This is a genomic window from Diaphorobacter nitroreducens (assembly GCF_002214645.1).
Lineage (GTDB): Bacteria > Pseudomonadota > Gammaproteobacteria > Burkholderiales > Burkholderiaceae_C > Diaphorobacter > Diaphorobacter nitroreducens.
On the sequence record NZ_CP016278.1, the window covers coordinates 970,439 to 982,622 of the forward strand.

Here is a 12,184-nt window from a genome sequence, read left to right on the forward strand (position 1 = left end):
CGATGCGGTTTTGCGCTTTCACGCTTCGGCGCTTTTGTGTGAATGAGGGGACGCCCATGAACCAGCTCATCACCGAGGACGAGCGCAGGCTGTTGCTGGAACACGGCCAGGCCCGCGCCGCTGGCCGGGCCATCGACCCGCTGCCCGTGGTGCGGCTGTTCACGCCGGACGCACACGCCACCTGGCTGCTGGTGTCGCTCGACCCGGCCGACGGCGACAAGGCCTATGGCCTGATCGACCTGGGGCTGGGGATGCCCGAGCTGGGCGAGATCAAGCTGTCCGATCTCGCTTCCATCGTCGGACCGCGCCAGCAGCCCGTGATGCGGGACCGGTATTTCCGGGCGGTGCGCCCGTTGTCGGAATACCTGCGGCTGGCCCAGGAAAACGGTTCCGTCCTTGATTGAGCCGTTCGCGCCGCGGCCAAGCCGGGCGCATTGAGATTATTTCGGTCTTGCTTCAGACCCGTCAGGTCTTAGTCGGCACTGTTGCACCAAACCGGTGCCATCCTGACGCAAACGGCAATGACGCCAGCCGTGTCATCGGGCACGGTGGATATCGCAGGAGGCCGCATTTCCTTGCGCGCCACCGTCGCATTCAGACGATCCGCGCAATCCATCGGATGCTTTTCGTCTTGACACGCAAGTTACTAATCTACCAGCTTATTCACGATTGGATGCTAGTTCGATGCGGTGACGTTGGCGTGTGAAACCGGTGACGGCGGTCCTGCTCTACGGGAGCTTGCGTTATGGCCGAACCGCACCACCTCGCGCACTGGTATCCGACTGCCGCCTACCTCTACGTCCTATGCCTGGACACGCTGGCACTGGCCTGGGAGTACCTGCGCCGCCATCCCGATTACCGGCTTGACTGGCTGCACCGCCATCGCCGAGTCCAAGCAGCGCATGAGGCTGCGCACCGCTGGGGCTTGCGTCTGCTGGAAGACCCGACCCTGGATGCGCGTGACGCGCATCCGGCCTGGCTCCCCGGCAATGGGGCCGTGGTGCAGCTCTACCCTGATGCCGACCCGCCACCGGATGTCGAGCCGTTCGCGTTTTGGCGCATCCCTGGCCACAAGCAACTGCTCCACGACGGCAAGGGCCTGGCGCTGGTCGCGCGCAGTCCCGGCCAGTGCCTGCGCTTCGCGCTGGCACCTGGCCTGGAGGACGGCATGGCCGTGGCCCATGCCTACCGCGGCCGTGGGGCCACGCATGTGCCTGACGCGCCTGCGCCGATGGCTCGCCCCCGGCCGCCCCCTGCAGCGCTGCTGGAACTGCACACCCTGCAGGCGCTCGACGCGACCCTGGCGGGCGCGTCCTTGCGCGACGTGGCCGAAGGCTTGTTCGGCGTGGACGCCGCGGCCGGGTGGTACAGCGATGGCGGCCTGCGCTCCAAGGTACGCCGCCTGGTGCGGCGCGGAGATGCGCTGATGCGCGGTGGCTATCGTCGCCTAGCACAACTGCCTCCGCTTGAGAAGGGTCGTTTTGAAGAGAGCGCAAAACGACCCTGAGCACGAGGGCTTCGTTTTCTGAGACTGCCTCCATCCGGTTGCGCTGTGTGGCCGGAGCCCTGCAACCGATGGAGGTTCTCACCATGCGTCCTGCTCCCTTGCGGCCTGCCGCCGCACCCGCAACCACCCCGGCCGCTGCCGCGCAACCGCAGCGTTATCTCACCAACGACGAGACTGCCGACTATCTGCGGCTGTCGCCACGCACGCTGGAAAAGCAGCGCGTGCTGGGAGGCGGTCCCAAGTTCCGCAAGTTCGGCCGCCGCGTCATGTACGCCGTGGCCGACCTCGACGCCTGGGCTGCGGATCGCAGCTTCGAGAGCACGTCCGATCCTGAGTACGCCGAGCACCATGCGGCGGACAGCCGTGCGCGCTGATCGCTGGCGCGCGGGTGGCCTTCGCTATGTCCAGCCCTGCGCTGCCGTCCCGGCAGCGGCCCGTGCCAGAGCGCGAACAGCTCGACCTGTTCCGCGCTCTGCCGGGCGACATGGCGCCGCGCGACAGCCAGGACTTGATGGCCTTTCCGTTCTTCTCGCTGGCGAAGTCGCGGCGCGTTGCGCCGATCGACTTCCAGGCCAGCGGCGTGACGATCCGGGTGGAGGGCACAGCCGAGCATGGCATCGCCACGATCTGGGATGCGGACATCCTGATCTGGGCGGCCAGCCAGATTGTGGAGGCGCGAGATGCGGGACTGCGCCCGTCGCGGCTGATGCAGGCCACGCCCTACGAGATCCTGCGCTTCATCGGGCGCGGTACGTCGCTGCGCGACTACCAGCGCCTCAAGGCCGCGCTGGATCGCCTGCAATCCACGACGGTGGCCACATCCATCCGGGAGACCACGGGAAGGCGGCTGCATCGCTTCTCGTGGATCAACGAGTGGAAGGAGCTGGCCGATGCCAAGGGCACGCCCTTGGGTATCGAATTGATCCTGCCGGACTGGTTCTATGCGGGCGTGCTCGATGCTGCGCTGGTGCTGACCATCGACCCGGCGTATTTTCAGCTCACGGGCGGGATCGAGCGCTGGCTGTACCGGCTGGTGCGCAAGCATGGCGGGCGCCAGCCGGGCGGCTGGCAATTCGACTTCCGGCACCTGCACCGCAAGTCGGGCAGCACGGCCAAGCCCTACGACTTCGCCTGCGACCTGCGCGCCCTGGTGGCGCGGCAGTCGCTACCGGGCTACGTCCTGGGCATCGAACGGCTGGATGGCGCCGAGCTGCTGACGTTTCGGCCAGGGCGTCCCGTGCCGCCCACGGCACGGGGATAAACGGTGCGTGTCCTGTGGACGGGCTCGTGCTATCAGACGTGCCAGGTATCGTGCTATCGGGCGTGGGACTATCGTGCTATCAGGCGTGTCCATCGGCCGCAAATCCAATGCTGGCGCGGGTTTCGGCCTTCCTTAACTTCCCTAACTTAAATACTCTAACTGGTAGTAGCAGCGCCGCGTTTCGGTGGACAACCACCCAACCAGCGAGCGAGAGCCACGAAAACCAGCGGCAACAGCCAGGTTCTCCGGCAGGGAGGTCCGGGCCATGATCGTCGCGCTGCTCAACCAGAAAGGCGGCGTGGGCAAGACCACGCTCGCTACCCACATCGCCGGCGAGCTGGCCATGCGCGGGCAGTCGGTCATCCTGCTGGATGCCGATCCGCAGGGCTCCGCGCTGGACTGGACGCAGCGTAGAAGCCAGCAAGGCTTGCCACGGCTGTTCAGCGCCGTGGGCCTAGCACGCGAAACCTTGCATCAGGAAGCGCCAGAACTCGCCAAGCGGGCCGATCACGTCGTCATCGACGGGCCGCCGCGTATCGCCGCCTTGGCGCGATCCGCGCTGCTGGCGGCCGAGCGTGTGCTGATTCCCGTGCAACCCAGTCCCTACGACCTGTGGGCCAGCGCCGAGATGGTGGCGCTGATCCGGGAGGCGCAGGTGTTTCGCCCCGCATTGCGCGCGGCCTTCGTCATCAACCGCCGCGTCAGTACCACGGTGATCGGACGCGAAGCACGCGGCGCCCTGGCTGAGCAGCCGCTGCCCGCGCTGCGTGCGGAAGTGCGTCAACGCATCGTGTTCGCCGACAGCGTGGCCGCTGGGCGGCTCGCACGCGAGACGGCGCCCGATAGCGCCGCCGCGCGCGAAATCACTGCACTGGTGGACGAACTGCTGCGGTGGCCGTCATGAGCAGTCCCGCCAGCAAACGCACGGGCAAGCGCGTGGGCATCGGCGCGCGTCCGCCCGCGAATCCGCACGCCGAGGCGTGGATTCGCCAGGGCAGCGCCGATGACCTCCAGAAGGGCGACCTCTACACAGCCCGCCTGACCCTCGACATCACGCCCGCCATGCGCTCGCGCATCAAGGTATCTGCCTTCACGCAAGGCGTGACGGTGGCCGACCTGTTGCGCGCGCTGCTGGAGCGGGAATTCCCGGAGAAGTCCTCATGAACACACCCGCCTCGACGGCTTCGACTGCATCGGCGCCGTCGTCCATCCCGCCTGTCGGCGTGGCCGATGGCGTGCCGCTGACGCGCGTTGCGCTCGCCTACATCGACCAGCGCTTCGACCTCTATCTGCGCTTCGGTGATCCCTCGCGCATCATCCGGTTCGACCGCTGGCGCCGCTGCGCGGTGTTCGCGCCGAACGCTGTTCTCTGCCGCATCCGCTGGCAGGCCAACGACTACGGCACGATCCGCTGGCAGCTCATGGTGATGCAGGCGTGCATGCCGATGGATGGCGCACAGCGCATCCCCGGCGTGCAACCGGGCGCGCGCATGTTGCTGCACGCCGAGGGTGAGCAATCGGTGCGTGCCGTGCTGGAACGCATCGACGGCATCGAAGCGCTGGGCATCGCGCCTGCTGGCGCCTCGCCCGCGTACTGGCGCACGCAGGGCAATCGGCTCGCGGCGCGCTTGCCGCTGCCTGAGTACAGCGCCGAGCGGCACGCCGCTTGGCTGGCCGGGAGGGCGTTGCCATGACGGCCCATCCTCGCTCCCGCCTGCGCGCTCGCCTCGTGCTGGCGGGCCTGTCCGCCTGCGGCCTCGCTGCGCTGGCCTGGGCCTCCTTCATGCATCCGCTGCCACGCCTGACCTACAACCCGTCGGACAGCGTAGCGGTCGGCTGGTATCGCGTCGATCCGCTCGACCATCGCACCAGTTCGCCACCACGTCCGCTACCGCCTTCATTGCGCGTGGACAGCATCGTGATGGTGCCGCTGCCTGCCGAGGCTGCCGCGCTCGCTGCGCAGCGCGGCTACCTACCGACGCGCATCCCGTTGCTCAAGCGCGTGGGAGCGGTCGCACCGCAGGAGGTGTGTATCGCCGACGGCAGCGTCCGCATCGACGGCGTGCCCTCGACCGCCGTGCTGCCTGCTGATCGCTGGGGCCGGCCGCTGCCATCCTGGCCGCAGTGCCGCCATCTTCGGCCTGGCGAGCTGTTCCTGCTCAGCGTCACTAATCCGGCGTCGTTCGACAGCCGGTATTTTGGGCCGGTCAGCGCCGCCTCTGTGATCGGCATAGCGCATCCGGTCTGGCTGGAGTCGCGCCCATGATGGCCGTCGATTCGCTGCACGTCGCCGTGCATCTCATCGTGCCATCGGGCGTGTCGTTCTGCTGTTGGTCGCCGTGTCGTCGCGCGTGCAGTGCAGGTGCCGATCCTGCGTATCCGGCACCGCATTTCGCGCTGCCTTCGGCGCAGCCGTCCCTCGTGCAGGCGTCTTGCCGCGAACGCGGCTGGCCTGCGGCCACCGCCGTGTTCGCCGGAGCGCTGGCTGCAGGTGCAGCAGCGCCGCCGGGCCGCAGTTACCGGGAGCGAGAACCTGGGGTGCCAGGGGAGGCAAATGCGGAAGGCAAGACAAAAGGGTGCGGCACCTGTCGGCCCGCAAAGCCAGTCTGCACGTGGGGGTGGCGCGGCACGGAGCGGCTTCGCCGCCGTGCCGCGTGGGGCGCGAGGCCCGCGCCAATGCAGGCATGTCCGCGTGCTTCGCACGACCGGACACGCCGCAGCTTTCGGAGAGCGCAACCATGACCGATCGCCGCGACGACGATTTCCGGGTGCGCCCGAGCGCCCCGAAAAACCGGGGCCAGGGCCAGAGCTTCGTTTCCAAGGTGCTCAAGCAGGCGGGCAAGGCCAGCGGCGGCAAGTCTTCGATGCGCCATTCCGCAGCCGGCGGCGGCGCACGCGCCGGCCTGCGCCCCGGTTCACGGCTTGGGCGCGGCCACACGGCGGCGCGTTTCGCGGGCGCGACGCTGACGCCCATGTCGCGGCGCGTGACCATCAAGACCCTGCTGGTCAACCAGCGCAACGCCAGCCCGCAGTCGCTCGCCAAGCACCTGCGCTACATCGAGCGCGACGGCGCCGGCCGCGATGGCGAACCTGGGCGGGCCTACGGGTCGCAGACCGACGAAGCCGACCTGGATGCCTTCAAGGAGCGGGCCGCCGATGACCGGCACCATTTCCGCTTCATCGTCTCCCCGGAAGACGGCGCCGAGCTGGACGACCTGCGCACCTATACCCGGCACCTGATGAACCGGATGGAAGCCGACCTGGGGACGCGGCTGGATTGGGTGGCGGTGGATCACTGGAACACCGACAACCCGCACACGCATCTGATCGTGCGCGGGCGCGACGACACCGGCAAGGACCTCATCATCGCGGGCGACTACATCGCCCACGGCTTCCGCCATCGCGCCGCCGAGCTGGCAACCGAATGGCTGGGGCCGCGTACCGAACTGGAGATCCAGCAGACCTTGCAGCGCGAGGTGGAACAGGAGCGGTGGACGAGCCTCGACCGCACGTTGCAGCGCGAGGCCGGCGAGGACGGCCGGGTGCAGATCGAGCGCTTCAACGAACCCCGGCTCCAACGCCAGCGCCTGCTGCTGATCGGCCGCCTGCAACGCTTGCAGCGCCTGGGCCTGGCCGACGAGACGCAGCCCGGCACCTGGGCCGTCCATGCGGACGCGGAGAAGACCTTGCGCGCCCTGGGCGAGCGTGGCGACATCATCCGCACCATGCTGCGCGCCATGAACGGCCAGCCGCGCGAGCTGGCGGTGTTCGAGCAGGGGGACGATGGCTGCACCATCGTCGGCCGCGTAGCGGCCAAGGGGCTGGCCGACGAGTTGCACGACCGCGGCTATCTGGTCATCGACGGCGTGGACGGCAAGGCCCACTACGTTGTGTTGAACGCACGCGACGAGCTGGCGAACTATCCCGCCGGCGCAGTGGTGGAGGTACGCGGTTCTACCGAGGTGCGGGCGGCCGACAAGAACATCGCCGCGCTGGCGAGCGATGGCCTGTACCGCGCCGATCATCACCTGGCAATCGAGCAAGGCCGGGCCAAGCCCGGCCGCGACCCGCAGGAAGTCGTCGCAGCCCACGTCCGCCGGCTGGAAGCCCTGCGCCGGGCCGGCATCGTGGAGCGTGTGGCCGAAGGGCTATGGAAGGTGCCGGACGACCTGGCCGAACGTGGCCGCCAGTACGACGCGCAGCGCCTCGGCGGTGTGGCCGTGGAGTTGAAATCGCACCTGCCCATCGAGCGGCAGGCCCGCGTGATCGGGGCCACTTGGCTCGACGAGCAACTGATCGGCGGTGGCCGAGGGCTGGGCGACCTGGGCTTTGGTGGCGACGCCAAGCAGGCCATGCAGCAGCGTGCCGACTTCCTGGCCGGACAGGGGCTGGCGGAGAAGCGCGGCCAGCGCGTGATCCTGGCCCGCAATCTGTTGGCGACGCTGCGCAATCGGGAACTGACGCAAGCCGCGAAGGACACTGCCGCCGAGACCGGCCTGGAGCATCGCCCGGTCACGGATGGGCGGCGTGTGGCCGGTATCTACCGGCGCTCGGTCATGCTCGCCAGCGGGCGCTATGCGATGCTCGATGACGGCAAAGGGTTCAGCCTCGTGCCGTGGAAGCCCATCATCGAACAGCGGCTTGGGCGGCAGCTCGCCGCGACGGTGCGCGGCGGCGGAGTGTCCTGGGAGATCGGACGGCAGCGTGGACCGACCCTGGGGTGAGCCGTACCCGCAACGCCACTTTGGACATCCCCGGCGCACGAGTCAGGCCGGCTGCTGTTCCTTCGAGACGAACCTCAACCCAACCCCAGGTTCGGTGACGATGTAGCGAGGAGCGGAGGCATCGTCCCCCAGCTTGTGGCGCAACTTGCCCACGAGAATGCGCAGGTAGTGGGTATCTTCCTCGTGCGTCGGCCCCCACATCTCCCGCAGTATCTGTGCCTGCGTCACCAGCCGTCCCGGTTGCCTGACCAGCAAGGCCAGCAGAGAGAACTCCTTGCGGCTCAGCGTGACGGCTTCTCCATGAACGGCCACTTCCCGTTGCGCCAGGTCGATTCGGAGAATCCCGTCGTCGTAGATCGGGCCATCTTCCGTCCCTGTCGCCACCGTGCGCAGGAATGCGCGAATGCGTGCTATCAGTTCCTCGACACCGAACGGCTTGGTCACGTAGTCATTGGCCCCTGCGTCCAGCAGGGCCACCTTTTCGTCCTCGCCGGAGCGTACCGTCAGCACGATGATGGGCACGCGCGACCATTGCCGCAGTTCCTTGAGCACGTCCTTCCCGTCCATATCCGGCAACCCCAGGTCCAGGACGACGAGGTCGGCCCCTTTGCTGGCCAGCAGCGTCAGGCCCTCTCGGCCTGTTCCCGCCAGCAGGGTTGCGTAGCCCTGCGACCGCAAGCTGATGTCGATGAACTTGCGGATCTGGGGTTCGTCATCGACGAGAAGAATCCGGGCGGCCGACGCACCCGGACTCGATTCATTGGGAAGTCCCATCATGCTCTTTCGTCTCCTGATTCGCGTATCCGCCCCAAGGCAGGGTCAGGCGGATGGTGGTTCCTTGGCCTTCCGGGCCAGGCAGCGCCTCGACGCTGCCCATGTGGGCACCTACGATACCTTGGACGATCGTCAACCCCAGGCCGGTTCCCTGCTTGCCTCGGTCGCCACGTTTGACGCTGTAGAACATATCGAAGATACGCCGTCGTTCTTCCTCTGGAATGCCCGGCCCGCGATCCGAGATGTCGATCTGCACTTGATCGTTCTCTGTCCGTCGAATCTGCACCTTGAGAGGCACCCCCGGAGGGGAGAACTTCGCCGCGTTCTCCATGACGTTGAACAAAGCCTGCTCGATGAGCGCGGGGTGGACATGGATCGGAGGCAGATCCGGTGGAATGTCGTGTTCGATCCGGACATCGGGCTCGTACCGTTGCAGGCGCCGCGACGCCGAGCCCACCAGTTCGTCGATGCCGATCCAGTCGCGTGTCAGCGTCAGTCCCTGCTGCCCGAGCCGGGTCATGTCGAGCAGGTTCTGGATGTACCGATCCAGGCGCTCGCCTTCCACATGGATGGTCTCCAGCAGGCTTTGCTGATCCTCCGGCCCCATATCCTTGCCGTAGCGAGCCAGGCTGTCCGCCGCTCCGATCATCGACGACAGGGGCGAACGCAGGTCGTGCGACACCGACGACAGCAGCGCAGACCGCAGGCGCTCCGTTTCTCCGGTGACGCGCGCTTCCTCCAGTTCCGATACCAGCCGCGTGCGCTGGGCGGCCTGGCCAATGTCCTCCACCATGCTTTCCGCCAGGCGGCGCTGCTCGAACGAAAGACGCCCCATGCCCGACGGGAACCTCAAGCCGGCCACGCCCAGCGTGTTTTTATCCGAGCGCACCGGCAGAAACAACCAGGACGAATGGGTCAGGGTGTCCGTGTAGCGCCCACTCGCCTGCCCGTGCTGCTGTGTCCAGTCTGCCGCGATCAGATCCTTTTCGGTCAGATGGCTTGCGGCCATAGACGGCCCGAACTCGCCGTTGATGCGTATCCACGCCTCGGCGTGCAAGGTCGATTGCAGAACCGATGAGCCTGCTGCGATGACCTGCCCGAGATCGGCTGCCTTGGCGAGATGGCGTCCCAGGTTCTGCATGGCCGTCGCGTGCGTGTTCGCCGCTCGCAACGCCACGACTTGCATGCGCAGTTGCGAAGCTAGTCGTCCGGCAATCAGAGCCGCCGCCAAGAACAGCAACACGGTGGCCACACCACGATGAGCACTGATCAGGAAGGTGTAGCGCGGTTCGATGAAGAAAAAGTTGTATGCCAAGAAACACAGCCCGGCAGTAATGACGGCCGAGAGCATGCGAGTCCGTGAGGCGACCAGCATGACCGCCACGAGAAAGATCAGGGACAGATCCTGCAAGCCCAGCGTGCGCTCGGCCAAGGCCGCCGCGCCGACGGCGCCGACGCTGGCCAGCAGGATCAGCAAGGCCTCCCGCTTCGTCAGGCCACCGCCAGCAAGACCTGGCAACTGCATCGCCCGCTGCCGGGCCTGCGGCGTGCTGACGATCGTCAGCTCGTAGCGTGCGCCGCGCTGCAACAGTTGCTGCGTCAGCGTGCGATTGAAGATGCGGGCGATGGGGCGCTCGCGCGAGCGGCCGATCACGATGGATCGTGCGCCGCGCGCCTCGGCGGCATCGAGCAAGGCTTGGGTGACGTCGGTGTTGTGTAGCACTTCCGTCTCGCCCCCCAGGTTGCGCGCCAGCGCGAATGCCTTGTCGATCTCGGTCAAGCGCTCCTGCTCCGCACGCGCAACCATGTTGAGCGTGGGGGCCGTCCGGTCAAGGTCGTCAGTGTGCAAGGCGGCATCGGCCGAGCGCCCGGTCTCCACCGTGACCACCGACCAGGGAGCGCCCCGGCGCTCGGCAATTCGGGCGCCCGCTCTCACGAGGTATTCCGACTGTCCCCGGCCGTCAATGGCGATCAGCACATGGCGCTGGATGGAAATGCCCTCCAGGCCGCGCGCCGCGCGTGTCTCGCGCAAGTCAGCATCGACGTGCTCGGCCACGGTCTGCATCGCCAGCTCGCGCAGCGCGGTGAGATTCGACGGAGAGAAGAACGCTTGCAGCGCCTGGGCGGCCTGCTCGGGCAGGTACACCTTGCCTTGGTTCAGGCGTTCGATCAGTTCGCGTGCAGGCAGATCGACCAGGCGGATGTCGCGCAGGCGCTCGAAGACGGCGTCTGGGACGGTCTCGCTCACCCGAACGCCGGTGATCTGATGCACCACGTCGTTCAGGCTTTCCAGATGCTGGATATTGACCGTGGTGTAAACGTCGATACCAGCGTTGAGCAATTCCTCCACGTCCTGCCAGCGTCGCTCATGGCGGCTTCCGGGGGCGTTGCGATGGGCCAGCTCATCGACCAGGGCAATGGCCGGCTTGCGTGCCAGCAGCCCATCCAGATCCATTTCCTCCAGTTGCCGCCCTTGGTAATCCACCTTCTTGCGAGGCAGCAACGGCAATCCCTCGACCATCGTCTGCGTCTCGCTGCGACCATGCGTCTCGACGATACCAATGACGACATCCACCCCCTGGCGGTGGAGTTCGCGTGCGCGTGCCAGCATGGCGTAGGTCTTGCCGACACCAGGGGCAGCGCCCAGGAACACCGTCAGGCGTCCCGCAGTCTGGCGCCGGAGTTCACCCAATAGGGCGTCGGCTTGTCCCGTATGTTCGGTTCCCATGACAGACCCAATCCTCTACGTGTTGTCATTGTCTGCATATCGTCTTCCCCTGCATTTCCGCTCCGCGATGGATCTCATCGCGCACGTGTCTCCGGCATCCATCCATCAAATAATGCTTCGATTTCAATAGGGTTCTGGCAGGCTTGCAAGGCCGCTCGAAATGTTCGATCCGAGAACAGTGAGGCCGTATGAGCCAAAAGCTCAAGATGCTCCTGATTTGCTGGACTGGGAACCAGCAGCACCAGGGCGTCAGATACGAGCCCCGCGTCCGGGGCATCGAAGTCAAGTCCTGGCACGAGACGCACGTACAGAGCGCGAACATGATTCAGGCCGCTCGCCCTTGCATGGGGAATGGCAACGCCTAGACCCAACGCCGTCGATCCCGCCATTTCTCTCCGCATCAGAGCGGAGGCGACGGCATCCGCAGGCAAATTGCCGATGCGCTCAGTATGCAGGCCGATGGCCTGGAACAACTGCCGCTTGTCAGCGACCTCCAAGCCGAGCAGCACATCTTCGGCCTGAACATAGCGACTCAGTGCAGTCATTGCTTGGCCGCAGGCGCCTTGGCAACCGCATCCAGCGCTAGGTTCAACTCCAGCACATTCACGCGAGGCTGGCCCAGCAAACCGAGTTGCTTGCCCTCCGTATGCTGGGCCACCAAGCCTTCGATGACATCGCGTGAGACACCGCGCGCATGTGCCACGCGATCAATCTGGATGGCGGCGGCTTGCGAACTGATGTGCGGGTCGATGCCGCTACCGGATTGAGTGACCAGATCGCTGGGTATAGCGGAAGGTTCGACACCATACCTTTGCGCCAGGGCAGCTCGCGTCTCATCGACACGCTTGCGCAAGTCTGGATTGGTACGGGCCTGGTTGCTCCCGGCCACCGCCATCACATCGTAGTTGGCCGCGGAGGGGCGCGACTGGAAGTAGCGATCGTCCGAGAACGGCTGCGCCACCAACGAGGAGCCGAGGACCTTGCCATCGCGCTCGATCAGGCTGCAATTGGCCGTGCTCGGGAACAGCGCCTGGCCGAGCCCGACGCCCGCCAGCGGATACAGCAGACCGAAACCGACCAGCGAAATGATCGCCAGGCCGATGGAGCCGCGGAGCAGGCCCTTGTCGGAGATGGTCGGGGACACATTGCCCGGCGTGCGGAGAGTCGTAATTGCGTTATGAGACATGATC

At 66.6% G+C, this 12,184-nt stretch carries 13 protein-coding genes; 9 read left to right on the forward strand and 4 right to left on the reverse strand.

Features of this window, described 5'->3' with window-relative positions:
* Positions 1–56: 56 nt before the first annotated feature.
* The 9 genes from BA022_RS04575 (at position 57) to BA022_RS04625 (ending at position 7,492) form a co-directional block, all read left to right on the forward strand.
* Positions 57–404 (forward strand): DUF2958 domain-containing protein, encoded by a 348-nt coding sequence (locus tag BA022_RS04575; RefSeq protein ID WP_088886679.1) that lies wholly within the window; start codon positions 57–59, stop codon positions 402–404.
* A 341-nt stretch (positions 405–745) separates the two neighbouring features.
* Positions 746–1,507: a DUF2285 domain-containing protein gene (locus BA022_RS04580; protein ID WP_088886680.1), complete on the forward strand. Its 762-nt coding sequence runs from the start codon at positions 746–748 to the stop codon at positions 1,505–1,507.
* Positions 1,508–1,590: 83 nt separating this feature from the next.
* Entirely contained in the window at positions 1,591–1,881 is a 291-nt protein-coding gene (locus BA022_RS04585; RefSeq protein WP_088888511.1) for a helix-turn-helix transcriptional regulator, read from the forward strand.
* A 26-nt stretch (positions 1,882–1,907) separates the two neighbouring features.
* Positions 1,908–2,768, forward strand: coding sequence for a replication initiator protein A (locus BA022_RS04590; RefSeq protein WP_088886681.1), 861 nt, complete (start codon positions 1,908–1,910; stop codon positions 2,766–2,768).
* A 265-nt stretch (positions 2,769–3,033) separates the two neighbouring features.
* Complete coding sequence (parA, locus tag BA022_RS04600; RefSeq protein WP_088886682.1) at positions 3,034–3,672, forward strand: ParA family partition ATPase; 639 nt, start codon at positions 3,034–3,036, stop codon at positions 3,670–3,672.
* On the forward strand, positions 3,669–3,932 hold the full coding sequence (locus BA022_RS04605; protein ID WP_088886683.1) for a chromosome partitioning protein ParB: 264 nt from the start codon (positions 3,669–3,671) through the stop codon (positions 3,930–3,932). Before parA ends, BA022_RS04605 begins: the two co-directional genes overlap by 4 nt.
* Positions 3,929–4,462, forward strand: coding sequence for a DUF2840 domain-containing protein (locus tag BA022_RS04610; RefSeq protein WP_088886684.1), 534 nt, complete (start codon positions 3,929–3,931; stop codon positions 4,460–4,462). Before BA022_RS04605 ends, BA022_RS04610 begins: the two co-directional genes overlap by 4 nt.
* On the forward strand, positions 4,459–5,034 hold the full coding sequence (locus BA022_RS04615) for a S26 family signal peptidase (protein ID WP_088886685.1): 576 nt from the start codon (positions 4,459–4,461) through the stop codon (positions 5,032–5,034). Before BA022_RS04610 ends, BA022_RS04615 begins: the two co-directional genes overlap by 4 nt.
* A 472-nt stretch (positions 5,035–5,506) precedes the next feature.
* Positions 5,507–7,492 carry a relaxase/mobilization nuclease domain-containing protein gene (locus BA022_RS04625; protein WP_088886687.1) on the forward strand — a complete coding sequence of 662 codons (1,986 nt, stop codon included), beginning with the start codon at positions 5,507–5,509 and terminating at the stop codon, positions 7,490–7,492.
* Between the two features lie 42 nt (positions 7,493–7,534).
* Here BA022_RS04625 and BA022_RS04630 read toward each other — a convergent pair whose 3' ends face one another.
* From BA022_RS04630 to kdpC, 4 genes are all read right to left on the reverse strand, one after another.
* Positions 7,535–8,269 (reverse strand): response regulator, encoded by a 735-nt coding sequence (locus BA022_RS04630; protein ID WP_088886688.1) that lies wholly within the window; start codon positions 8,267–8,269, stop codon positions 7,535–7,537.
* Positions 8,250–10,994, reverse strand: a complete 2,745-nt coding sequence (locus BA022_RS04635) for a sensor histidine kinase (RefSeq protein WP_088886689.1) — start codon at positions 10,992–10,994, stop codon at positions 8,250–8,252. Before BA022_RS04635 ends, BA022_RS04630 begins: the two co-directional genes overlap by 20 nt.
* A 74-nt stretch (positions 10,995–11,068) precedes the next feature.
* Positions 11,069–11,539, reverse strand: a complete 471-nt coding sequence (locus BA022_RS04640; RefSeq protein ID WP_088886690.1) for a PTS sugar transporter subunit IIA — start codon at positions 11,537–11,539, stop codon at positions 11,069–11,071.
* On the reverse strand, positions 11,536–12,180 hold the full coding sequence (kdpC, locus tag BA022_RS04645) for a potassium-transporting ATPase subunit KdpC (RefSeq protein WP_088886691.1): 645 nt from the start codon (positions 12,178–12,180) through the stop codon (positions 11,536–11,538). The genes BA022_RS04640 and kdpC overlap by 4 nt, the downstream gene beginning before the upstream one ends.
* Positions 12,181–12,184: the final 4 nt, after the last annotated feature.

Coding starts and splice junctions, on each gene's coding strand:
- BA022_RS04575 (WP_088886679.1), top strand. CDS start 57: ATGAACCAGCTCATCACCGAGGACGAGCGCAGGCTGTTGCTGGAACAC.
- kdpC (WP_088886691.1), bottom strand. CDS start 12,180: ATGTCTCATAACGCAATTACGACTCTCCGCACGCCGGGCAATGTGTCC.
- parA (WP_088886682.1), top strand. CDS start 3,034: ATGATCGTCGCGCTGCTCAACCAGAAAGGCGGCGTGGGCAAGACCACG.
- BA022_RS04615 (WP_088886685.1), top strand. CDS start 4,459: ATGACGGCCCATCCTCGCTCCCGCCTGCGCGCTCGCCTCGTGCTGGCG.
- BA022_RS04640 (WP_088886690.1), bottom strand. CDS start 11,539: ATGACTGCACTGAGTCGCTATGTTCAGGCCGAAGATGTGCTGCTCGGC.
- BA022_RS04590 (WP_088886681.1), top strand. CDS start 1,908: ATGTCCAGCCCTGCGCTGCCGTCCCGGCAGCGGCCCGTGCCAGAGCGC.
- BA022_RS04625 (WP_088886687.1), top strand. CDS start 5,507: ATGACCGATCGCCGCGACGACGATTTCCGGGTGCGCCCGAGCGCCCCG.
- BA022_RS04605 (WP_088886683.1), top strand. CDS start 3,669: ATGAGCAGTCCCGCCAGCAAACGCACGGGCAAGCGCGTGGGCATCGGC.
- BA022_RS04630 (WP_088886688.1), bottom strand. CDS start 8,269: ATGATGGGACTTCCCAATGAATCGAGTCCGGGTGCGTCGGCCGCCCGG.
- BA022_RS04635 (WP_088886689.1), bottom strand. CDS start 10,994: ATGGGAACCGAACATACGGGACAAGCCGACGCCCTATTGGGTGAACTC.
- BA022_RS04580 (WP_088886680.1), top strand. CDS start 746: ATGGCCGAACCGCACCACCTCGCGCACTGGTATCCGACTGCCGCCTAC.
- BA022_RS04610 (WP_088886684.1), top strand. CDS start 3,929: ATGAACACACCCGCCTCGACGGCTTCGACTGCATCGGCGCCGTCGTCC.
- BA022_RS04585 (WP_088888511.1), top strand. CDS start 1,591: ATGCGTCCTGCTCCCTTGCGGCCTGCCGCCGCACCCGCAACCACCCCG.